Genomic DNA, 18,901 nt, shown 5'->3' with positions numbered 1-18,901 from the left:
CGGGATACCCATGTCCATAGCGAGACGTGTCACCGCACGCCGGCTGCTGGGGACGGGCGCCGCGGCCCTCGCCCTCTGCGCCGCCTCCGCCACCACCGCGTTCGCCACCGGTACGCCCGGTGGTGACGGCTGGTCGTCCGGCGGCACCTACAAGCCCGGGACCGGTGCGGGCACGGAGACCGGCACCGACCGCTGCCAGTTCTCGCTCGACGGCTCGAACTTCTTCGACTCGGTGAAGGTCGACGACCAGAACCTGAAGCCGACCGAGGACGGCAAGGTCCACATCAAGGTCCGCGCGGCCGGCGACGCGACGACGTGCACGGCTTCCCTGGCCTCCTACCTCGCGCACGGTGCGACCTTCGAGACCTCAGGCGAGCAGGTGTTCGTCGACTTCGACACGGTGACGGTCAAGCCGGGCGGCACCGACTCGCTCGACATCGCCATCCCCGACAAGGACTGCTTCGGGCAGATCGACCTCTACCGGGGCGCGGTGAAGTTCGACGGCGAGCTCGACGCGAAGGACGGCTTCGAGCACGGCGAGCTGCCCAAGGGTCCCGACCGCCCGGTCATCAAGGACAAGCTGATCGCGGCCTGGAACGGCGGCACGAAGGAGTGCGAGCTCACGCCTCCGCCGGCGCAGTCGCAGCCCCCGTCCACCCCGCCCGCGAGCCCCTCGGAGCCGGCTGAGGAGACGACGCCCCCGGCGCCGTCGGAGCCCTCCGAGCCCTCGTCGCCCCCGGCGTCGGAGACGGACACCCCCACCCCGTCCGCCTCCGAGTCGACGACGCCCCCGGCCCCCAAGCCGAACGGCGGTGGCGGCGACCTCGCGGAGACCGGCGCCAACAGCAGCACGGGCCCCATCGCCATCGGCGCGGGAGTCCTCCTCGCGGGCGGCGCGGCCATGGTGATCGTGACCCGCAGGAAGCGCGCGCGTTCCTGACACCGTGAAGGGCCCGGGACTTCGACAGTCCCGGGCCCTTTTGCCTTGCCGGTGCCAGGACCGGTGCTAGGCCCCTTCCACCACCGTCAGCCACAGCTTCACGTACCGCTCCACGTCGACGCCCAGCGCCACGTCCACCAGGGGCTGGGCCTGGATTCCCTCGTGGATCTCGGACTCGCCGGGGACCGGGCGGCGGTCGACGATCGTCTGGCCGCGGGTGGGCCCCGGGGCGAGGGCGACCTCGACCGGCAGTCGCTCGGTGGTCAGGCCGCCCGGGTCGACCACCGCGCACACCGCGCCCGCGTCGCCGAGACCGCCCGTCGGAGTGGGGTCCCCCGAGGTGGCCGGGTCACGGTGGGCGAGGAGTTCACCGGCCAGGCGGAGGCTGGGGTCCGCGCCCGCGCGCAGGCGCTGCACATCGGCCGCCGGGACCAGGACCTTCTTGAACACGTCCAGCCCGTACATCGTGATCGGCACCCCCGCCGTGAGCAGCACCGCCGCCGCCTCCGGGTCGTGCCACACGTTGAACTCCGCGACCGGCGTGGCGTTCCCGGTCGCCACCGCACCGCCCATGAACACGATCCGCTCGATGTTGCGGGTCACCTCGGGGTACGTCCGCAGCAGCAGCGCGATGTTCGTCAGGGGCGCCATGGGGATCAGCGTGACCGGCCTCGGCGAGGCGAGGATCTCGCGCCGCAGCAGCGTCACCGCGTCCACGTCCACCGGCACACGGGTGGGCGCGGGCAGCCCCAGGTCCCCCATCCCGTCCTGCCCGTGCACATGCCGCGCCGTCCGCAAGGGTTCGATCAGCGGGCGCTCGGCGCCCCGGGCCACGGGAATGTCACCGGCACCGGCCACCTCCAGCACGGTCAGGGTGTTGCGGACCACGCCGTCCACGCCCGTGTTCCCGGCCACGCAGGTGATCGCCCGCACGTCGAGGCCCGGATGCCGTACGGCGAACAGCAGGGCGAGGGCGTCGTCGACGCCGGTGTCGCAGTCGATGATCACCGGAATGCGCTGACCGTCGGTCACGGCGGTGGCTCCTTCCACAGTTCTGGCACTGGGTTCTGGCACTGGGTCCCGCACGACGACCCTACGGCCCGCGGCGACCGCGCAGACGAGGGAACCCGCTCCTACGCCGCCTCCCACAGCTCGGTGCCGCGCGCCGCCACCCGGTCCGCGACCCCCCGCAGGAACGCGGCGGCAGGCAGGGCCCCCGGCCGTCGCCCGTCCCGCAGGCGCGGCGCCACCTGGTCCGCCTCGGCCTCCCGCCCGCCGATCACCGCCTGGTACGGGACCAGCCGGGCCGCGCGGATGCGGGCGGCGAGGGTGCCCTGGTCGGGTCCGCAGACCTCGGCGCGCAGGCCGAGTTCCCGGGCGCGGCCCACGAGGTCGTGGGCACGGTCCACCTGTTCGTCGCCCACCGGGAGCACCACCAGCTGCACCGGGGCCAGCCAGGGCGGGAAGGCCCCGCCGTGGGCCTCGACGAGGTGGGCGACCGCGCGCTCCACACTGCCGATGACGCTGCGGTGCACCATGACCGGGCGGTGCCTGGCCCCGTCGGCGCCGATGTAGTGCAGGTCGAAGCGTTCGGGCTGGTGGAAGTCGATCTGGACGGTGGACAGGGTGGACTCCCGCCCGGCCGGGTCGGCGATCTGCACGTCGATCTTCGGGCCGTAGAAGGCCGCCTCGCCCTCGGCGGCCTCGTAGGGGATGCCGGAGCCGTCCAGGACCTCGCGCAGCAGGGCGGTGGCCCGCCGCCACAGGTCCGGGTCCGCCACGTACTTGCCGCCCTCGCCCGGCAGGGAGAGACGGTGGCGGACCGCTCGGATGCCGAGGTCCGCGTAGGCCCGGCCGATCAGCTCCAGCGCGGCACGGGCCTCGTCGACGGCCTGCTCCAGGGTGCAGAAGATGTGCGCGTCGTTGAGGGTGATGGCCCGCACCCGGGTCAGACCGCCGAGGACGCCGGACAGCTCCGAGCGGTACATGCCGCCCAACTCGGCTATACGCAGGGGCAGTTCACGGTAGCTGTGGGAGCGGGAGCGGTAGATCAGCGCGTGGTGGGGGCACAGGCTCGGGCGCAGCAGGACCTGCTCCGAGCCGAGGTCCATCGGCGGGAACATGTCCTCGCTGTAGTGGTCCCAGTGCCCGGAGATCTCGTACAGCTCGCGTTTGCCGAGGGCGGGCGAGTACACGTGCCGGTAGCCGGCCCGCTGTTCCGCCTCGCGGACGTACTCCTCCAGGGTGTGCCGCACGACCGCGCCGTCGGGCAGCCAGTACGGCAGCCCCGCGCCCATCAGCGGGTCGGTGTCGAAGAGGTTCAGTTCACGGCCGAGCCGTCGGTGGTCGTGCATGGTGGGCTCCTCGGGTCGGAGGCGAGCTCCCCCGGCTCTCGGCTCCGCTCGGGCCGGGTGGTCCCCCACCGCGACGAAGCCCCGGGGCACTCGCCCCGGGGCTTGAAGACATCTGCGTCAGCTGTCAGCGCGCCGGGACACTCTCCGGCGTCGTCGTGAGAGACGGGAACGACTGAGCGCGCTGCATGGGCATGACCGTAGCAAGGGCACGGCGCGCCGGGCCACGGCTTTTCACTTGGCCCGCAGTGCGTACTCCTCCCTCACCCGAACAGCCCGTCGCACTGGTGTGCCGCCCGTCGCGGTGGTGCCGTAAGAGCACGTACCCGATCTTGGAGAGCCCGCCCCGCCGGGAGGCACCTCCATGAACTCCCGCAGGAGGCCCTCCGATGCCCCACCCTCCGGCCGGCCGACGTGGCCCAGGTGCCCGCGCCCTCCTCGCCTCCGCGCTGTCCGTGACCGCTCTGCTGGCCACGGCCGCCTGTTCCCTCCAGGACGAGCCGCGGCCACGGTGGTTCTCCGCCTCCCCGACCCACACCGGCGCGTCACCCGCCGTCGAGCGGCCCGCGAGCTCCGGGGCCGGACTCACCGAGGCCCAGGCCCAGGCGGCGCTGATCACCAACGCCGATCTGGGCGAGCCGTGGGAGCCGACGCGCGGTGCCAGGACGTGGCGGGACGGGCTGCTCAAGGCGACCACGGAGGACGGCGACTGCCAGCGGCTGCTCGACGCCCTCTACACGGAGGAACTCTTCGGCACCCCGGCCGGGCCGCGGGCGACGGCCGCGTTCGACGACGCCGACACCGACGCCCAGGTGCGCTACCAGATCGCCGCCCATCCGCCGGCGGACGTCGACCGCACCCTGGACTGGCTGAACTCGCTGCCGGGGAAGTGCGGCGAGTTCACGGCGGCGACCACGCGCGGCGGCGTCCAGTCCGTCCAGGTCAGCGACATGCCGCTGCCGCCGGTGGGGGACGCCCGGCAGGCCCTGCGGGTCACCCTGGCCGGGGAGACGGAGGACGGGGAGCTGACGTACCTCACGATGGACCTCGCCGCCGTGCGGGTCGGGGAGGAGGCGATCACGCTCACCAACGCGGGCCTCGCAGAGGTGTACGCGGAGGTCACGCAGCAGACGGTGGAACTCGGGGCGCAGCGCCTGACCGAGATCACGAAGCAAGGGCGGGCGCAGATCTGAACCCGGCAGCGGGTCAGCAGCGGTTCTACCGCTCGAAACGCCTGCGGCGGGCGATCACGTCGCGGGCCACGTCGACGGCCGTGCAGCCGCGCGAGAAGGCGTCCCCGCGCAGCCGCGCCAGCGCGTCGTCGGCGCCGACGCCGAGCTGCGCCATGATCATGCCGACGGCCTGGTAGACCTCGTCGTGGTCCGCCGCCAGCCCGCTCAGCCAGGGCTCCTCGTCCCGCGGTTCGGCCTCGGACTCGCGGGGCAGTGCCATCAGGGCCACCGTCATGACACCGGCCACCAGCCGGGCCACGTGCAGCTGGCGTTCGGTGAGCCCGCCGGGGCTGTCGCGGTACAGATCGAGGGTGCCCACGCACACCGCGTCGCTGCCCAGCGGCACCGCGTACACCGCCCGCACCCCGGCCTGAGTCGCCTGCTGGGCGAAGACCGGCCAGCGGCCCGCGTCCCGGCCGGTCGTCAGATCGCAGGCGAACACGGGCGCCCCCTCCTCCAGCACGCTCTGGCAGGGGCCGTCGCCCAGCGTCGCCTGCAGCTGCGCCAGGTGCGCGGCCTGCTCGCTGCTGGCGCTGAGCTGGACGGGCATGCCCTCGCTGCGCAGCGACACGCTCGCGCCGGTCACCGGCAGCAGCTCGACCGCCACCTCGCACAGCCGGCCCGGGACCTCCGAGGGCTCGACGCCGCGCACGCCTCTGGCGATCACATCGGCGGCCCGGATCCCGTCCAGGTCCAGGTCACCGCCCCCGGTGCGGCGCGGACCGGGGTCACCGCCGGGAACTCCTCGGGGATCGTCCCTGGGCCGCACGACCACCGCCTCCTTCATCACCGGCCTTCACCATCGACGCTTGTGCGGGGCGCCCTGCCGCGGACGCGAAGTGGGCCGGAGCACAACCACCCGCCCGGGACGACCCGCGGCACGACGGCCGCGCGGCCGGTCGCGTACGGCGCCGCCCGGTCAGCCGACGTCGGCGGCCGACCCGGCGCCGTGCCCGGTGCCTCACAGGACCCGAGCCCGGCGCCCGCCCGGATCATGCACCGAGCCTCCCCGGAATCGTCGCCCGACTACCCGTCGGGGGTGGGGCGAAACCCGAGCGCCGGGCGCCCCTGCCTGGGCCTCAGCGCTACTCAGCGCTTCTCGTACGGGTTGTCCGGCTGCCGTACCCGCTGTACGGAGGTGGCGTCGAGGACCGGCGGCCAGGCGGCGTCCGAGCCCGGCTCGCCCTCCGGGTGCCAGGTGCCGGTGACCGTGACCCAGGTGTCGACGGGCGGGGCGGAGGCACCGCGCACCTCGGCCCTTGCCGCGCCGGCGTCGGCGGCGCAGCAGGAGACGAGGAGGCGGGTGACGTACCAGGTGCCGTCGGTGTCGCGGGTGACGAAGCCGGTGAGCCGGACCGTGCGTCCCGTCAGGGAACGGTCGCTGTCGTAGACCGCCCGGGAGCCGAACTCCCCGAGGGTGAGGTCGACCGGGTTCCCGGCCGGCAGTGCCGGGAAGGTGCCGACGCCCCGCTCCGCACGCTGGGCGGCCTCGCGCTCCGCGCTGTAGGAGCCGAGGGCGGGCGGCGGGAACAGCAGCAGGGCCAGGGCGGGGAGGGTGAGGAACCAGGCGACGCGGGGGCCGGCGGGGCCGTGAGTGTGCCCGGCGGGGCCGTGGGTGGGGCCGTGGGTGTGCCCGGCGGGGCCGTGGGTGTGCCCGGCGGGGGCCCCGCCCTCGTCGTGCACCCCTTGATCCCCCTGCACCTCCCCCTCATCCTCATCGGCCGTCCGCACCAGCACCGCCACCCCCGCCCCCAGCAGCACCAGCACCACGCCCGACACCACGAGATACGGCCGCAACGCGGGCTGCACGTACCGCAGATACAGGTCGCTGAAGAGCGACACCCGCAGGATCGCCGCGCCGACGAGCGTGAGCAGGACGGCCGGTCCGTAACGCCTCACAGCAGCCACCACCCCACCAGAACGCTGCCGACGACGGCCACCAGCCAGGTCGCGGAGGAGAACCGCAGCGCGAAGGACCTGCCGAACGTGCCGGTCTGGAGCGCCATCAGCTTCAGGTCGACCATCGGTCCGACCACCATGAACGCCAGCCGCGCGGTGGGCGAGAAGCCGCTGAGCGACGCCGCCACGAACGCGTCGGCCTCACTGCACACGCACAGCACGACCGCCAGGACGGCCAGCAGCAGCACCGACAGCCAGGCCGACCCGGTGAACACCTCCAGCAGCGATGTCGGTACGACGATGTCGAAGGTCGCCGCGGCCGCCGCGCCGAGCACGAGGAAGCCGCCCGCGTGCAGGAAGTCGTGCTGGAGACCGGAGAGGAAGGCCCGCGGCCCGCGCTCCGGCCCGTGCGCGGTGTCCCGCTTCGGCAGCCGCAGCCACTCCTCCCGCCCGAACCGCGCCCACAGCCAGCCCATCACCACGGCCGTGCCGAGCGAGGCGGTCAGCCGGCCGAGGACCATCTCGGGCTGCCCCGGGAAGGCGATGGAGGTCGCCACCAGGACGACGGGGTTGATCGCCGGCGCGGACAGCAGGAAGGCGAGGGCCGCCGCCGGGGCGACACCCCGCCGCATGAGGCTGCCCGCCACCGGCACGGACGCGCACTCGCACCCGGGCAGGACGACCCCGGCCGCGCCCGCGACCGGCACGGCGAGCGCCGTACGGCGGGGCAGCAGCCGCTGGAAGACCCGCTCGGGCACGAACGCGCCGATCGCCGCCGACACGACCGTGCCCAGCAGCAGGAAGGGCACGCCCTGGACGGTGATCGCGGTGAACACCGTCCACCAGGCCGCGACCGGCGGGGTGTAGAGATCGAGCGCCAGCATCGGCCCGAGCACCGACGCCACCGTCACGATGGCGATCAGCGCGGCGCCGCCGAGGACGGTGGACACGAGGATGCGCAGGCCCGTCCGCAACCCGTCGGCCACCGTCACTGTCCGTTGGTCTTCCACACGCCCCGCCCCGGTCGTTCACATCCCGCCAAGGAGGCTAACCCGCGCCGCGGTACGAAGCCCTCTGCTCCCTCACAGAGGAGGCTGTGCGGGCGCGGGCCCGAGGGTCGTCGTGCCGGGAGCCGTACGGTGCCCGAGGCCCGTCCGGTAGGCGTCCAGCGCGGCCTCCACCCGCCCGGTGCGGCGCAGCAGGTCGCCCAGCAGCCGGCACAGGTCGGCCAGGTCACCCGCGGCGCCGGCCCGCTCCAACAGGCTCAGGGCGCGGACGTAGTGCTCCTCGGCGTCCTCGGTGCGGCGGGCGTCCTCGGCGATGATGCCGAGGAGGCGGTGCGCGGCTGCGGAGTGGACGGCGCCGCGCTCGGGGGACAGGTCGTCGAGGACGCCGTGCAGCAGGGCCGCCGCCTCTTCGGACTTGCCGCGCCGGTGCAGTACGTCGGCCAGCTCGACGGCGACCTGGCTGCTGTAGAGGGCGGCGCGCTTGGCCGACAGCATGCCGAGGGCCTCCCGCAACTCGCCCTCCGCACGTTCGAGTTGGCCGTCCTGGGCGTAGACGTAGCCGCGCATCCAGTGGCAGTTGGCGAGTTCGGTGCGGATCTGCAGGCCCCGGTACAGCTCGGCCGCCTTGGCCAGCGAGGCGTCGGCCTCGGCCAGGCGGCCCTCGGCGACCAGGGTGCGGGCGACCGACCGGTGCATGCGGGCGACCAGGGCCGGGTCGCCGCACTGCGGGGCGAGTGCCAGGGCGAACTCGGCGGCCTGGGCCGCGCGGGCGTGCGCGCCCATGTCCATGTAGGGCCCGATCGCGCTGGCGTACAGCAGCAGGAGCGCGTCGGGATCGTGCAGCCCGCCACGATTCAGCTCGTCAAGGGTGCTCTCCAGCAGGTAGACGGCGTACCGGAGTTCACCGGCGAGATAGTGCGCGACGGCCCGCCCGCGAAGGGCCCGGACCCGTGCGGGCAGCGGCGCGCCGGCGAGACACGCCTCGGCCCGCTCGAAGTACCGCCGCCCCGCCACGAGCTCGCCCGTCTCCAGGGCGCATTCGCCGAGCCCGAGCAGCGCGGCGGCCTGTTCCCCGGCCAGACCCTGCGTCTCGGCCTCGACGAGCAGCTCGGCGTACTGCTCCGCGGCCGCCTCGGCCTCACCGACGGCGAAGGTGCGCTGGGCCTCGGTCAGCCGCAGCCGCAGCTCGGTCACGCGCCGGGCCGAACGGCCGGTGGCGAGTTCGTCGAAGGCGACGCCGAGCCGTCCGGCGAGATGCCGCAGGGCGTCGTCGGAGGGCCGCACCCGGCCGGATTCCAGGGTGGAGATGTAGGCGGGGGTGTACACAGGTTCCGCCAACTGCCGCTGGGTCAGACCCTGCTCGACACGCAGTCGCTGCACCCGGCGCCCGATGGTCCCCGGATCGTCACGCTCCCCCACGCCAACTCCCCCTGCCCCTCTTGCCGTTCGGCTCCGACAGCCCCTAGGTTAAACCGAGAGTTAAACGTGCTTAACACGCTGCTGTCATAGCCACCGCCCCAGTTGCGAGGTCGCCGTGCTCGAACGCACACGCACCGCCGAGCGGTACGCCAGAGGTTTCGCCGCGGCCGTCGTCGCCGTCGCGACCCTCCTGCTGGCGGCGAACGCGGGGCCGGCGAGAGCCGAGGAGCCCCGGCAGGGCCCGCGGACGGTCGCGGACAGCCGCTGACACGATGAGGGATCTTCGACCAGATTCAGCCGATCTTCCCGGTTGGCCAGGAGGCGCACGCCGCCTGTAGCACGGTCGACCGGATTGTCGTGCGCCCTCGCTGCCAGCGGAGTCGATCATCGCCATGGGCAGGCCAGACAGCGCAATTCCGCCTGGCGCCGCCGCCGGTGCATGTTCTCCCCACGTGTAGCGCTCGGACATTTTCGCTGTTCATCCATGAGCAAGGGATTGCCATGGGACGTTTGGCGTGTACACGTCCTACGTGGCACGACTCTCCCCTTTGCAGATCTTGTGCCTTCTTTGTGAAGGCGAAGGGGAGGGGTAGCGGTGCGTACCGCTAGATCGTTGATAGTTCTCTCGGTGCTCCTGGCATTACTGGGTGGGGGCATCCTGACGGCGGGAGGCGTGGCTGCGGCTACGGACGGGGCCGTCACGGTGAAGGGCCTTCCGGCGGCCAGGACGTCGAAGCCGTTGAAGCCTGAGCGTCCTATGACGCTCAAGGAACGGCGTGCCCAGCTCGAGGAATTGCAGGAGCCGAAGGCGCCCGGCACGAGCATCAGCCTCCCGGGAAAGCGGACCCTGGAGAGTGACGCCGCCGCGCCCGATGCCAAGGGCGTCAAGCAGGAGCGAGGCCCTGCTCCTGCGGCAGCACTGGGGCCTCCGACGAACCTGCGGGTTGCCCCTCATCCTTGGTTCGGTTTCGACGTGGAGTGGGGCAATGTCAAGTACGACACCCCTGTGGGTACCGAGTCGATCTACAGGGCCTTGTACCGGGCTTCGGACAACAAGCTGATCAAGCAGTGGTGTGACTCGGACCCGGATGGCACGAGTGACTCCTCCGGGAAGACGTTCAACTGGGGTGTCTCCGACCCGACGATCCTGACCCAGGGCGTCGAGTACTACATGAAGATCGCCATTTCCGCCGACCGGGGAACGCATGCCGACCCGCTCGGCAAGGGCTGCGCCAAGGATTGGAGCGCCGAGGCGAAGGGACCGAACATCGCTGCCCAGGGACGGCCGGTGTCCATTCCCGTCACAGAGACATTCGGATGCGGTTGCCTGGACACCACGGGTCGGCCAATCTTCCAGGGCTACATCGGCGACCCGGTCAACACGGCGACCGGTGCGCAGACGGAAGCCAAGGTGGACGCCCAACTGCCCGCGCCTGGAGTGCCGTTCGCCCTGCGTCGGACGTACTCGTCCAACAACACGGCATCGGGAATCCTGGGCAAGGGCTGGTCCTCCGCCTATGACGTGCACCTTCAGGTGTCGGACACCAAGGTGGTCTACGCCGCCGACAGCGGGGCCCGCATCACCTTCACCAAGGACGCCACCTCTGGCGACTACACGGCCTCGTCGCTCGGTGTCACGGCGACCCTGAGCGGGTCGGCCACCAGCGGGTTCACCCTGACCAGCGGCACGCGAGAGAAACTCACGTTCAACGGCAAGGGGCAGCTCACCGGTTGGCGAGACACCGGCGGTGTCGGCCTGACTTTCGCGTACTCGGGTACGGCCCTCGAATCGGTGACGGATGCCGCCGGCCATGTGGTCAAGTTGACGGTCGATCCGGCCAGTCATCTGCTGGAAGCGGTCGACCTTCCCGGCGGTCATAGCATCGACTACGGCTACACCGACGGGCTGCTCACCTCGGTGAAGGGAGCTGACGGCGGGACCGTCACCTACGGCTACGACGCGCAGGACCAGCTCGCCAGCGTCACCGACGCAGCAGGCCGCACGACGATGCAGGTCCAGTACGACAGCAGCGGCCGCGTCAAGGAGCACACCGACGTCGACGGCAAGAAGGCCACCTTCTCCCGGGCGACGTTGGAGACCGACTACCAGGACGCAGCCGGCGGCATCTGGACCGACCTGTACCACGGCAGCGTGCTGCGCAACCGCATCGACCCGCTCGGCAACGTCACGTCGTACCAGTACGACGCGAAGCTGCGCCTGACGGCCGTCACAGACCCGGCGGGCCGGCGCACGACCATGACCTACGACTCCGCCGGCGGCCTGCTGAGCCGCACCAGCGGAGGTGTGACCCAGTCATGGACGTATGACTCCGCGCGTAACGTTGCGACCCACACGGACGGGCGCGGCGCCAAGACGACCTACGGTTACGACACGGCTCGGCGGCTGACCTCCATCGACGGCCCGGCGGGCAAGACCTCCTTCACGTACAACACGCTGGGGCAGGTGGCCACAACCACCTCTCCCCGGGGCAAGGTCACCACGCTCGGCTACGACGACAAGGGCAACCTGACGTCGCGCACATCTCCGTCCGGCGCGAAGACCACCTACACCTACGACGCGGCAGGACGCGTGCTCACCAGCACCGACCCGCGCGGCAACGCAACCGGCGCGGATCCGGCCAAGTACACCACCACCTACGCCTACGACACTGCCGGGCGGCTGACGAAGTCCACGGACCCGGCCGGTAACGCCACCTCCTACGACTACGACGCGAACGGCAACCAGACCAAGGTGACCGACGCGGCAGGCGGTGTCACCGCCTACGGCTACGACAAGTTCAACCGTGTCACCTCGGTGACCGCTCCGGACGGTTCCGTCGAGACCACCACCTACCACGCGAACGGCAACGTCGCCTCCGCGACCGACGCGGCGGGTGGAAAGACGACGTACGGCTACGACAAGGCCGGCAACCTCACCAAGACGGTCGCCCCGACGGGCGCCGTGACCACCACCGCCTACGACGCCCTCAACCGGCCCACCAAGGTCACCGACCCGCTGGGCCGCGCCACGACCACGGCCTATGACGCCAACGGCAACGTCATCCAGGTCACCGACCCGCTGGGCAAAGTCACCAAGTACACCTACACGGCCGCCGACCTGCTCGCGACGGTGACCGACCCACTGGGCAAGGTCACGACCTACGGGTACGACGCAGCCGGTAACCGCACCTCCCTCACCACGCCGCTCGGCAACAAGACGACCTACGCCTACGACAATGACGACCGCGAAGTGCGGATGGTCAGCGCCCGAGGCAACGTCTCCGGCGCCACCCCGGCGAAGTACACCTGGACCACCGGCTACGACACCGCCGGCCAGCCTGTCAGCCTGACCGATCCGCTCGGCAACGTCGCCAAGCGGACCTACGACGCCCTCGGCAACGTCACCTCACTCACCGATCCGGCACAGCGCACCACTGACTACGGCTACGACGCCCTCGGCCGCCTGACCTCGGTGACCGCCCCCGACGGTGGCAAGACGACCTACGCCTACGACAAGGCCGGCAACCGCGTCCAGCGCACCGACCCCACCGGGCATGTGACCGCCTACGGCTACGACCCGGCACAGCGGCTGAACTCGGTCACCGACCCACTCGACCGCAAGACGTCTTACACCTACGACGCCGACGGCAACCTCACCAAGAAGACCACGCCCCGGGGCACCACCACCCAGACCTGGGACGTCCGCGGCCTGCTGGCCAAGGTGGACTACTCCGACTCCACGCCGGACGTCACCTACCAGTACGACGCCGCCGGCCAGCTGACCCTGCGCGACAACGGCGTCGTCTCCGAGGACTTCGTCTACGACAACGCCGGACGCCTCACCAAGACCCGGGGCTTCGCCTACACCTACGACGATGCGGGCCGGATGCTGACCCGCAAGTACGCCGACGGCAACACCATCACCTACACCTATGACGCCGACGGTCGTACCGCCACCATGGCCGCCGACTCCAAGACCACCAGCTACGCCTACGACGCGGAGGCGAACCTCACCCGCAGCACACTGCCCAATACCCTCACCGAGGACCGGACCTACGACGCCGCCGCGCGACTGACGTCCGTCACCTCCACGAAGGCCTCAGAGGTGGTCACCAAGACCGCACTCTCCCTCTCCCCGGCCGGGCAGCCCACCCGCATCGACACCACCCGAGCCGGAGTGGGCGAAGGCGGCTACGACCTGACCTACGACAAGGCCGGGCGGATCACCTCCGGCTGCGCCCCGCAGCCGCCGGTCAGCGGCTGCGCCGACTCCCGCACCACCAGCTACACCTACGACAAGGCGGGCAACCGCCTCACCTCGACGCGCGGCACGACGGCCACCAGCTACACCTACGACGACGCCCACCAGCTCACCTCGAAGACCACGGGCTCCACCACCACGGACTACGACTACGACGGCGAAGGCAACCAGACCAAAGCCGGGGCCGACACCTTCACTACGACCTGGCCGGACAGATCTCCGCGGCCACCGTCGACGGCACCGCCTACACGTACGAGCACGACGCCGAAGGCAACCTGGTCACCACCAGCAAGGCCGGCGCCGTCACCAAGCGCCTCCAGTGGGACCCCAACGCCCCGCTGCCCATCCTCGCCACCGAACTCGACAGCGCCGGGAAGCTCCAGCAGTCCTACCGCTACGACCCGCTCGGCCAGCCCACCGCCACCGAGACCGCCACAGGCGCCGTCTTCACCTACACCCACGACGCCCTGGGCTCACCCCTCGACGTCACCGACAGCACCGGCAAGGTCTACCAGCGCTGGTCCTACGACCCCTTCGGCAGCCGGGTCCTGGACAGCCAGACCACCGGCGCCCCGGCATCCAGGCCCGGCTACACCGGCGCCTACGTCGACACCACGACGGGTTACCTCGACCTGCGCGCCCGCCAGTACGACCCTGCCACCGGCCGTTTCACCCGCCCCGACCCCTACACCCCCGACCCGGACACGCCTTACACGCAGCCCTACGCCTACGTGGAGAACATGCCCACCAGCCGCGTCGACCCGAGCGGCATGTGCAGCGTCACCACTAAGCTGAAGGACCTGTTCTCGGGCAACTGGGGCTGGAACAGCGAGTGCGACAAGGAGGACCGCGAGACCGCAAACCTGCCGCCCGCGTCCCAGTCGGCCAAGAACCTCTCCGACAAGGCCACCAACAAAGCCATCGAGGTCACCGGCCAGACCAGCCTCGGCATCTTCGACGGCCTCAGCCTCGGCGGCTTCAGCTACCTGACCGGAGCCGAGGTCATCTGCCCGCCGGCGTACAACGTCGGCTTGTACGGCAGCATGGTGCCCTTCCCGGTAACAGGCGGAGCCAAGCGTGCCGCAGCGGAAGGAGGGATATATCTTCTTCCCAAAGCGATAAACTTGCCATCTTGGCGAGCCATCACGGTAGACATGGTCCACGTACTCGAAAGGCACACGGCGGACGGCAAGATCTACAAGCAGAGCGGCATAAAGACGAAGTTCCCTGACTACATGTCACCGCAAAAAATCGAAGCGACGATCGTGAAGGCTTACCGGTTCGCAGCGACAGCAGGCCCTTCACAAGGGTCCAGGGTCTTCCTCCGGGGCATGGCAGACGGGCTGGAAATCGAGATGTGGCTCGACAAGTCGACAAAGGTGATCGAAACAGCTTACCCGGTATGGAGATGACAATGGAGTTCTCCTTGCGCTACGACTTCGAGTCGCTGGATATCTCCCACTCCGGAGCCATTTGGGGGGGCGTGTGGATCGAGTCCGCCGACGTGAGGTTTCCCGAACACGGCTGGAACGACATGGCGGTTGCTTTCACATGCGAACTGCTCGGCGCACTCACAGCCATCAGAGAGTGCAACCTCCCGTCCAGAAAAATCCGCTTCTACGACGGCCCGTTCTGGCTGATCGTCGGCGGTTCACCTACCGGGGGACTCACCGTGAGCGTGGAGAGCCCCGGCAGCAGTAGAACACTGCAGCCCATCCCCGCACTAGAGACAATCGAGGCCATACTCCGAACTGCATCGGACCTTCTCGATGCCTGCCGTGCGCGGCAATGGGGCGAGAACCCGGACGTACTCCGACTCTCGGCACTAGTGGCATCATGAACTAGGTGAGGGTTTCCGGTGGGACGTACAGCTGAGCAAACACGACCGCTCCCAGCATTCCCGACTCAGGCAGGAAGCGGCAATCACATGTGAGCTGAGTTCGGGGCGGAGGCGAGGGCAGCAGTGTCCCTGAAGACATACTGCCGCCCTCGCCGGTTTGCTCTGGATGGCCCTGGAGGATGACGATGCGCGGAGTCGCTGAACTTCAAGCACAACTTCGAGTCTCGAATTATGGAGCCATGAGTCGGTTGACTTCGAAGAAATTCGCGAGTTTCCGCTGGGGATCGGTGAGGCAGAGGGCCAGGAATACTGGAAGGACCGCAGGCTTCGGGACGTTAGATTCCCGATCTCGCTGCAGGATGGAGCGCAGTCCGGTGAAGAAATGCTTTGCCAAGTTCTCGCTGTCGCCTGAGCCTTGGCGGGACCATGGACAGTCCTGAGTGTGGGTGAACCGTTCGCTGCCGGGTGGGAGTTTGTTGCCATCGCAGACCATCGGAATGCAGACATCAGTGTTCCGGGGGTAGAGTGGATGAGAATCTCACTGCTTTTGCATTCTCCTGGATCCGCAGGGTGATCGAGTCGGCCGAGGAATTTATTAGGTTGCGCTTCAGTGATGCCCCGGAGGAATACGGCAGGGCGAGTTCCGAGCCCGCGGCTCCCGGCGTGTGGCGGGAGGTCATCGAACGGTACCCGGAAGCGCGCTTCTGGGTCGCCCACAACAAGACGGTTCCCTTGGAGATTCTCCGGGTGCTGGCCAATGACCCAGATCCAAGGGTGCGGTACATAGTGGCGAGCAAGCGAAAGCTAACCCCCGACCTCCTGACCATGATGGCGGCGGACCCCGACGAATCCGTCAGGCTCGCCGTCGCCCACCACAAGAGTGTGCCGAAAGACGTTCTGAAACAGCTGTGTACGGATACCTGGGAGGAAGTCCGGTACGTGGCGCGTAATCGGCTCAAGTGAGGCCCAGTGCCGTTCACAATTCAGGGCGTTCAGCCGCACGAAGGTCACGTCGTTGAGATCGACGAGTACGTCCCCCTGACCATCCAGTGGCCGGGCTACGCACGCCTTCAACAGGCACCGCACTCCGTCGTTCTCGATGTCGGGGCCTCCTTGGTCGAAATCAAGACGAGCCACGACAGCGGCGAGGTGGTGGAACTCATATTGGTCCACGTCGGCCGGCTAGAAGACAGCGATACCCCTCTAGCCCCGCCCGGCGTCATCCAACCGGGTGTTCCACTGATGTCGTACGCCGAGTCCAGCCAGGACTGCTCTACGGGTGGCGTCCGCCTGTATGTGGACGGGCTACGTGTTCGTTTCGGGCAGGAGTGCGCGACGGCGCGGGCAGTCGGTGACCCGGCAGCGGTGTTCGGATTCTCTGAACAGGGACACCTGGTCGCGTTCGACGTGGGGCTCGACTTCGACCGCATGGCCCGGCTACGTGCTGTGTGCGGGCTCCTCGGGTAGCCCGACCCTGCAGCTCGTGTATCTCGTGGAAAAGGCTGATCGAAAGTTGAGCGAGTCAGCTGAGGAACCTTCTATCCGGGCGACACCGGCGGCGGCAACCTCCAGGACGTGACCGCCAGATGGACGGCAGGGACGTCTTCATGGCCAGCGGCGACTCCGACCTCCTTGCCCCCGCCGGCCTCGCCGTCGAGAAACGGCAGCGACGTCTACACGCTGCGCGTCTTCGACGCCCCGACGTACCTCACGAAGGCGCCGTAAGCCTCCGGAGAGAGGGTGAGGATGCCGACCTCGGGCTTCTTGGAGTCGCGCACGCCGACGCCGAGAGAACCGAGGTCGGCGACCTCCACGCAATCGCCGCCGGTGTTGCCGCTGTACGACGACTTACGCCACCGCGCGTCGGTCAGGTTCTGGCTGCTCCCCATAGCGCTCCTCCATCACACGCGCAATCAGTGCCGCCGAGTCCCTCACCGAGAGGGCAGCGGCCTGCAAGGAAGCGTAGCGGCGGGCGGCTTCCCTGACAGTGTCGGGGTTGGCCGTCATGTGGCCCGAGATCATGTCTTCCGTGTACACGATCTCCGGATCGTCGTCGAAGCGGAGGACGTTGAACGATCCGACCAGGCTGGCGTGTTCACCGGCCCCGAAGGGCAGCACCTGGATGTTCACCCAGCGCTGGTCTCGGAAACTCAACAGGTGCGCGAGTTGGTTGCGCATGATCTCGGGGCTGCCGATCGGACGGTGCAGCGCAGCCTCGTCCAGCACTACGAGCGTCAGCGGCGGCTGCTCGCGCTGCAGGATGCGCTGGCGTTCCATGCGAGCCGCCACCATGTCGTCGAGGTTGTCTGACATGCCGGTTGCCAGCACTGCCCGCGCGTACTCCGGCGTCTGCAGCAGTCCGTACACCAACTGCGCCTGGTACGTGGAGATATAAGTCGCCTTGGCTTCCATCTCGGCATACGCCTGAAACCACGTAGGAAGTTGGCTCCGCAGAACCAAGCCCACCAACCGCGAGAAGAACCCGTCGGTCATCAGGGCCACGTCCGCCCGCTCGGCGAACTCCCTGGTCGGGACCTTGTGCGCCGTCTCGATCTGGCCCACCAATGAACCCGTGCAGAAGATGCAGTCGCCCAGTTCCTTCTGGGACAGCCCCGCACTCTCGCGGTACCGGCGCAGCTCCGAGCCGAAGTAGTCCAACGGCGAGGCAGTGGGGTCGAGTCGGCGGATGTTGGGCATGAGCGGTCACCCCCAGGTCCGAACGCCGCAGGGCGTTCATTTCGGTCTGTAGCCGAGCGTAATCACTCGACTCCACCCTGGTGGCATGAATCTCGCAACCCACCAGCCTTGGGGCGGACTTGGCGCCAGGTATGACGCGGACTTCACGTTGGGTGAGCACTCCGCCCGGCATCTGCGCCGCATCCTCAGGGTGTATCTCACCGCCTGGGAGATGGCCGAACTGTGCGACGCTGCCTGCCTCGCCCTCACCGAGCTGGTCGCCAACGTCGTACGCCACACGCCCGACCGGCGCGCCGCGGTGCTGATGATGCGGCGGCCGGACGGGCCGGGGCTGCGCGTGGAGGTGACGGACACATGCCAGCGACCGCCCCTGTCCACAGCTGTGGACGAACTCGCCGAGGACGGACGCGGCGTGCTGATCGTCGAGGCCGTCACGGACCGGTGGGGGTGGGATTCGCTACCCGACCGACCCGGGAAGACCGTCTGGTTCGAATGCGACGCGAAGCCGTAAGGCGATTAAGAAATTCGGTTAGTGCGAATTCCCGCGTGCGCGAATATAACGCCAGCCGAAGTAGAAAACTCCGAGAGCCCCTACGGCCGCACCGACGGCACACGTAGCCGTCGCCCAGGCGGCCATGTCCCGCGTAATCCACAGCAGGCTCACCACGACCAGCGCTATGGAGAACAGCAGGCGTTCTCCATAGCCCGGGCCGCGCCGGCCGGTCAGTCCCCGGTTGCCGTGCACTTGTACGTCACGCCCTTCATCCTGATGTCGCGGTACCCCACCTTCACGGTCGGGTTGGCGGGTGCGACATCGCCGCCGCCACCACCGCCGGTGTCCTTCTTACGGCAGTAGTAGCCGAGTGCGTCGAGCTTCTTGATGTCGCTCATCGCCTGGTACTTCTTGTAGGACGCGATCATCGCGGCCCGCTTCTGCGCCGGCGTGGCCTCCTTGGCCTTCGTGTAGGCGTAGCACCCGATGCTGGCGCCGATGCCCACCCACGAGGCTCCCTTGGCCAGCGCCTTGGTGAGGCCCGCCGCGCCGCTGCCGATCCCGAGGACCGCGCAGATCTCGTCCGCTCCGGCCCGCAGTTCCGGCTGCGCCGGAGCGGCCTGTGCCGCCTGCGCCCCGACGCCGCACAGCGCGCCGGTCATGGCGAAGGTGATGACGGCAGAAATTCCCTTGCTTCGTATGGTCACGAAGTCCATCCCCGTTTTTTCAATTGTCCGGCCGGGTTCATGGCCGGATTGCATG

The 18,901-nt window shown here is 69.6% G+C and carries 17 protein-coding genes and 2 pseudogenes; 10 read left to right on the top strand and 9 right to left on the bottom strand.

Annotated elements, in window-relative coordinates; translation table 11 throughout:
• Positions 1-10: 10 nt before the first annotated feature.
• A complete protein-coding gene (locus AC07F0_RS04830; RefSeq protein WP_478974253.1) occupies positions 11-940 on the top strand; it encodes an LAETG motif-containing sortase-dependent surface protein in 930 nt (309 codons plus the stop codon).
• Between the two features lie 66 nt (positions 941-1,006).
• Here AC07F0_RS04830 and AC07F0_RS04825 read toward each other — a convergent pair whose 3' ends face one another.
• On the bottom strand, positions 1,007-1,972 hold the full coding sequence (locus AC07F0_RS04825) for a nucleoside hydrolase (protein WP_478974250.1): 966 nt from the start codon (positions 1,970-1,972) through the stop codon (positions 1,007-1,009).
• Positions 1,973-2,073: 101 nt separating this feature from the next.
• Positions 2,074-3,363 carry a threonine--tRNA ligase gene (thrS, locus tag AC07F0_RS04820; protein ID WP_478974247.1) on the bottom strand — a complete coding sequence of 430 codons (1,290 nt, stop codon included), beginning with the start codon at positions 3,361-3,363 and terminating at the stop codon, positions 2,074-2,076.
• 317 nt (positions 3,364-3,680) lie between these two features.
• Here thrS and AC07F0_RS04815 point away from each other — a divergent pair, with 317 nt between their 5' ends.
• Entirely contained in the window at positions 3,681-4,484 is an 804-nt protein-coding gene (locus tag AC07F0_RS04815; protein WP_478974244.1) for a hypothetical protein, read from the top strand.
• Between the two features lie 25 nt (positions 4,485-4,509).
• Here the strand turns inward: AC07F0_RS04815 and AC07F0_RS04810 are convergent, their stop codons facing one another.
• The 4 genes from AC07F0_RS04810 to AC07F0_RS04795 all read right to left on the bottom strand — a co-directional run bounded on the left by AC07F0_RS04810 (position 4,510) and on the right by AC07F0_RS04795 (position 8,848).
• Positions 4,510-5,310, bottom strand: a complete 801-nt coding sequence (locus AC07F0_RS04810) for a GAF and ANTAR domain-containing protein (RefSeq protein ID WP_478974241.1) — start codon at positions 5,308-5,310, stop codon at positions 4,510-4,512.
• Positions 5,311-5,612: 302 nt separating this feature from the next.
• On the bottom strand, positions 5,613-6,422 hold the full coding sequence (locus AC07F0_RS04805; RefSeq protein ID WP_478974956.1) for a TIGR03943 family putative permease subunit: 810 nt from the start codon (positions 6,420-6,422) through the stop codon (positions 5,613-5,615).
• Complete coding sequence (locus AC07F0_RS04800) at positions 6,419-7,414, bottom strand: permease (RefSeq protein ID WP_478974238.1); 996 nt, start codon at positions 7,412-7,414, stop codon at positions 6,419-6,421. The genes AC07F0_RS04805 and AC07F0_RS04800 overlap by 4 nt, the downstream gene beginning before the upstream one ends.
• Positions 7,415-7,504: 90 nt before the next feature.
• On the bottom strand, positions 7,505-8,848 hold the full coding sequence (locus tag AC07F0_RS04795; protein ID WP_478974235.1) for a helix-turn-helix domain-containing protein: 1,344 nt from the start codon (positions 8,846-8,848) through the stop codon (positions 7,505-7,507).
• Between the two features lie 115 nt (positions 8,849-8,963).
• Between AC07F0_RS04795 and AC07F0_RS04790 the strand changes: the two genes are divergently transcribed.
• From AC07F0_RS04790 to AC07F0_RS04760, 7 genes and pseudogenes are all read left to right on the top strand, one after another.
• Positions 8,964-9,116: a hypothetical protein gene (locus AC07F0_RS04790; protein WP_478974232.1), complete on the top strand. Its 153-nt coding sequence runs from the start codon at positions 8,964-8,966 to the stop codon at positions 9,114-9,116.
• 489 nt (positions 9,117-9,605) lie between these two features.
• Positions 9,606-12,728: pseudogene (locus tag AC07F0_RS04785) on the top strand (DUF6531 domain-containing protein); the annotation flags it as partial.
• Between the two features lie 353 nt (positions 12,729-13,081).
• A pseudogene (locus AC07F0_RS04780) lies at positions 13,082-13,822 on the top strand (RHS repeat domain-containing protein); the annotation flags it as partial.
• 27 nt (positions 13,823-13,849) lie between these two features.
• Positions 13,850-14,521: an EndoU domain-containing protein gene (locus AC07F0_RS04775; RefSeq protein ID WP_478974229.1), complete on the top strand. Its 672-nt coding sequence runs from the start codon at positions 13,850-13,852 to the stop codon at positions 14,519-14,521.
• A 2-nt stretch (positions 14,522-14,523) separates the two neighbouring features.
• Positions 14,524-14,949: a hypothetical protein gene (locus AC07F0_RS04770; RefSeq protein ID WP_478974226.1), complete on the top strand. Its 426-nt coding sequence runs from the start codon at positions 14,524-14,526 to the stop codon at positions 14,947-14,949.
• A 525-nt stretch (positions 14,950-15,474) separates the two neighbouring features.
• A complete protein-coding gene (locus AC07F0_RS04765) occupies positions 15,475-15,912 on the top strand; it encodes a hypothetical protein (RefSeq protein WP_478974223.1) in 438 nt (145 codons plus the stop codon).
• Positions 15,913-15,918: 6 nt separating this feature from the next.
• On the top strand, positions 15,919-16,416 hold the full coding sequence (locus AC07F0_RS04760) for a hypothetical protein (RefSeq protein ID WP_478974220.1): 498 nt from the start codon (positions 15,919-15,921) through the stop codon (positions 16,414-16,416).
• Between the two features lie 206 nt (positions 16,417-16,622).
• Here the strand turns inward: AC07F0_RS04760 and AC07F0_RS04755 are convergent, their stop codons facing one another.
• The gene (locus tag AC07F0_RS04755; protein WP_478974217.1) at positions 16,623-16,838 is read right to left on the bottom strand and encodes a DUF397 domain-containing protein; all 216 of its coding nucleotides are present in this window, start codon (positions 16,836-16,838) and stop codon (positions 16,623-16,625) included.
• Positions 16,798-17,646 carry a helix-turn-helix domain-containing protein gene (locus AC07F0_RS04750; RefSeq protein ID WP_478974214.1) on the bottom strand — a complete coding sequence of 283 codons (849 nt, stop codon included), beginning with the start codon at positions 17,644-17,646 and terminating at the stop codon, positions 16,798-16,800. Before AC07F0_RS04750 ends, AC07F0_RS04755 begins: the two co-directional genes overlap by 41 nt.
• An 85-nt stretch (positions 17,647-17,731) precedes the next feature.
• Here AC07F0_RS04750 and AC07F0_RS04745 point away from each other — a divergent pair, with 85 nt between their 5' ends.
• Positions 17,732-18,157 (top strand): ATP-binding protein, encoded by a 426-nt coding sequence (locus AC07F0_RS04745; RefSeq protein ID WP_478974211.1) that lies wholly within the window; start codon positions 17,732-17,734, stop codon positions 18,155-18,157.
• A 212-nt stretch (positions 18,158-18,369) separates the two neighbouring features.
• Here AC07F0_RS04745 and AC07F0_RS04740 read toward each other — a convergent pair whose 3' ends face one another.
• The gene (locus tag AC07F0_RS04740) at positions 18,370-18,855 is read right to left on the bottom strand and encodes a hypothetical protein (protein ID WP_478974208.1); all 486 of its coding nucleotides are present in this window, start codon (positions 18,853-18,855) and stop codon (positions 18,370-18,372) included.
• Positions 18,856-18,901 lie beyond the last annotated feature (46 nt).

The sequence above is a fragment of the Streptomyces sp. NPDC045955 genome (assembly GCF_056430805.1).
The sequence above is the reverse complement of the archived record's forward strand: the minus strand, read 5'-3'. Positions and strand labels throughout refer to the sequence as shown.

Excerpts from the sequence above, each read along its gene's own strand:
- AC07F0_RS04755 (WP_478974217.1), bottom strand. The coding sequence starts at position 16,838 with ATGGGGAGCAGCCAGAACCTGACCGACGCGCGGTGGCGTAAGTCGTCG.
- AC07F0_RS04775 (WP_478974229.1), top strand. The coding sequence starts at position 13,850 with ATGCCCACCAGCCGCGTCGACCCGAGCGGCATGTGCAGCGTCACCACT.
- AC07F0_RS04745 (WP_478974211.1), top strand. The coding sequence starts at position 17,732 with ATGAATCTCGCAACCCACCAGCCTTGGGGCGGACTTGGCGCCAGGTAT.
- AC07F0_RS04740 (WP_478974208.1), bottom strand. The coding sequence starts at position 18,855 with ATGGACTTCGTGACCATACGAAGCAAGGGAATTTCTGCCGTCATCACC.
- AC07F0_RS04830 (WP_478974253.1), top strand. The coding sequence starts at position 11 with ATGTCCATAGCGAGACGTGTCACCGCACGCCGGCTGCTGGGGACGGGC.
- AC07F0_RS04770 (WP_478974226.1), top strand. The coding sequence starts at position 14,524 with ATGGAGTTCTCCTTGCGCTACGACTTCGAGTCGCTGGATATCTCCCAC.
- AC07F0_RS04750 (WP_478974214.1), bottom strand. The coding sequence starts at position 17,646 with ATGCCCAACATCCGCCGACTCGACCCCACTGCCTCGCCGTTGGACTAC.
- AC07F0_RS04815 (WP_478974244.1), top strand. The coding sequence starts at position 3,681 with ATGCCCCACCCTCCGGCCGGCCGACGTGGCCCAGGTGCCCGCGCCCTC.
- AC07F0_RS04810 (WP_478974241.1), bottom strand. The coding sequence starts at position 5,310 with ATGAAGGAGGCGGTGGTCGTGCGGCCCAGGGACGATCCCCGAGGAGTT.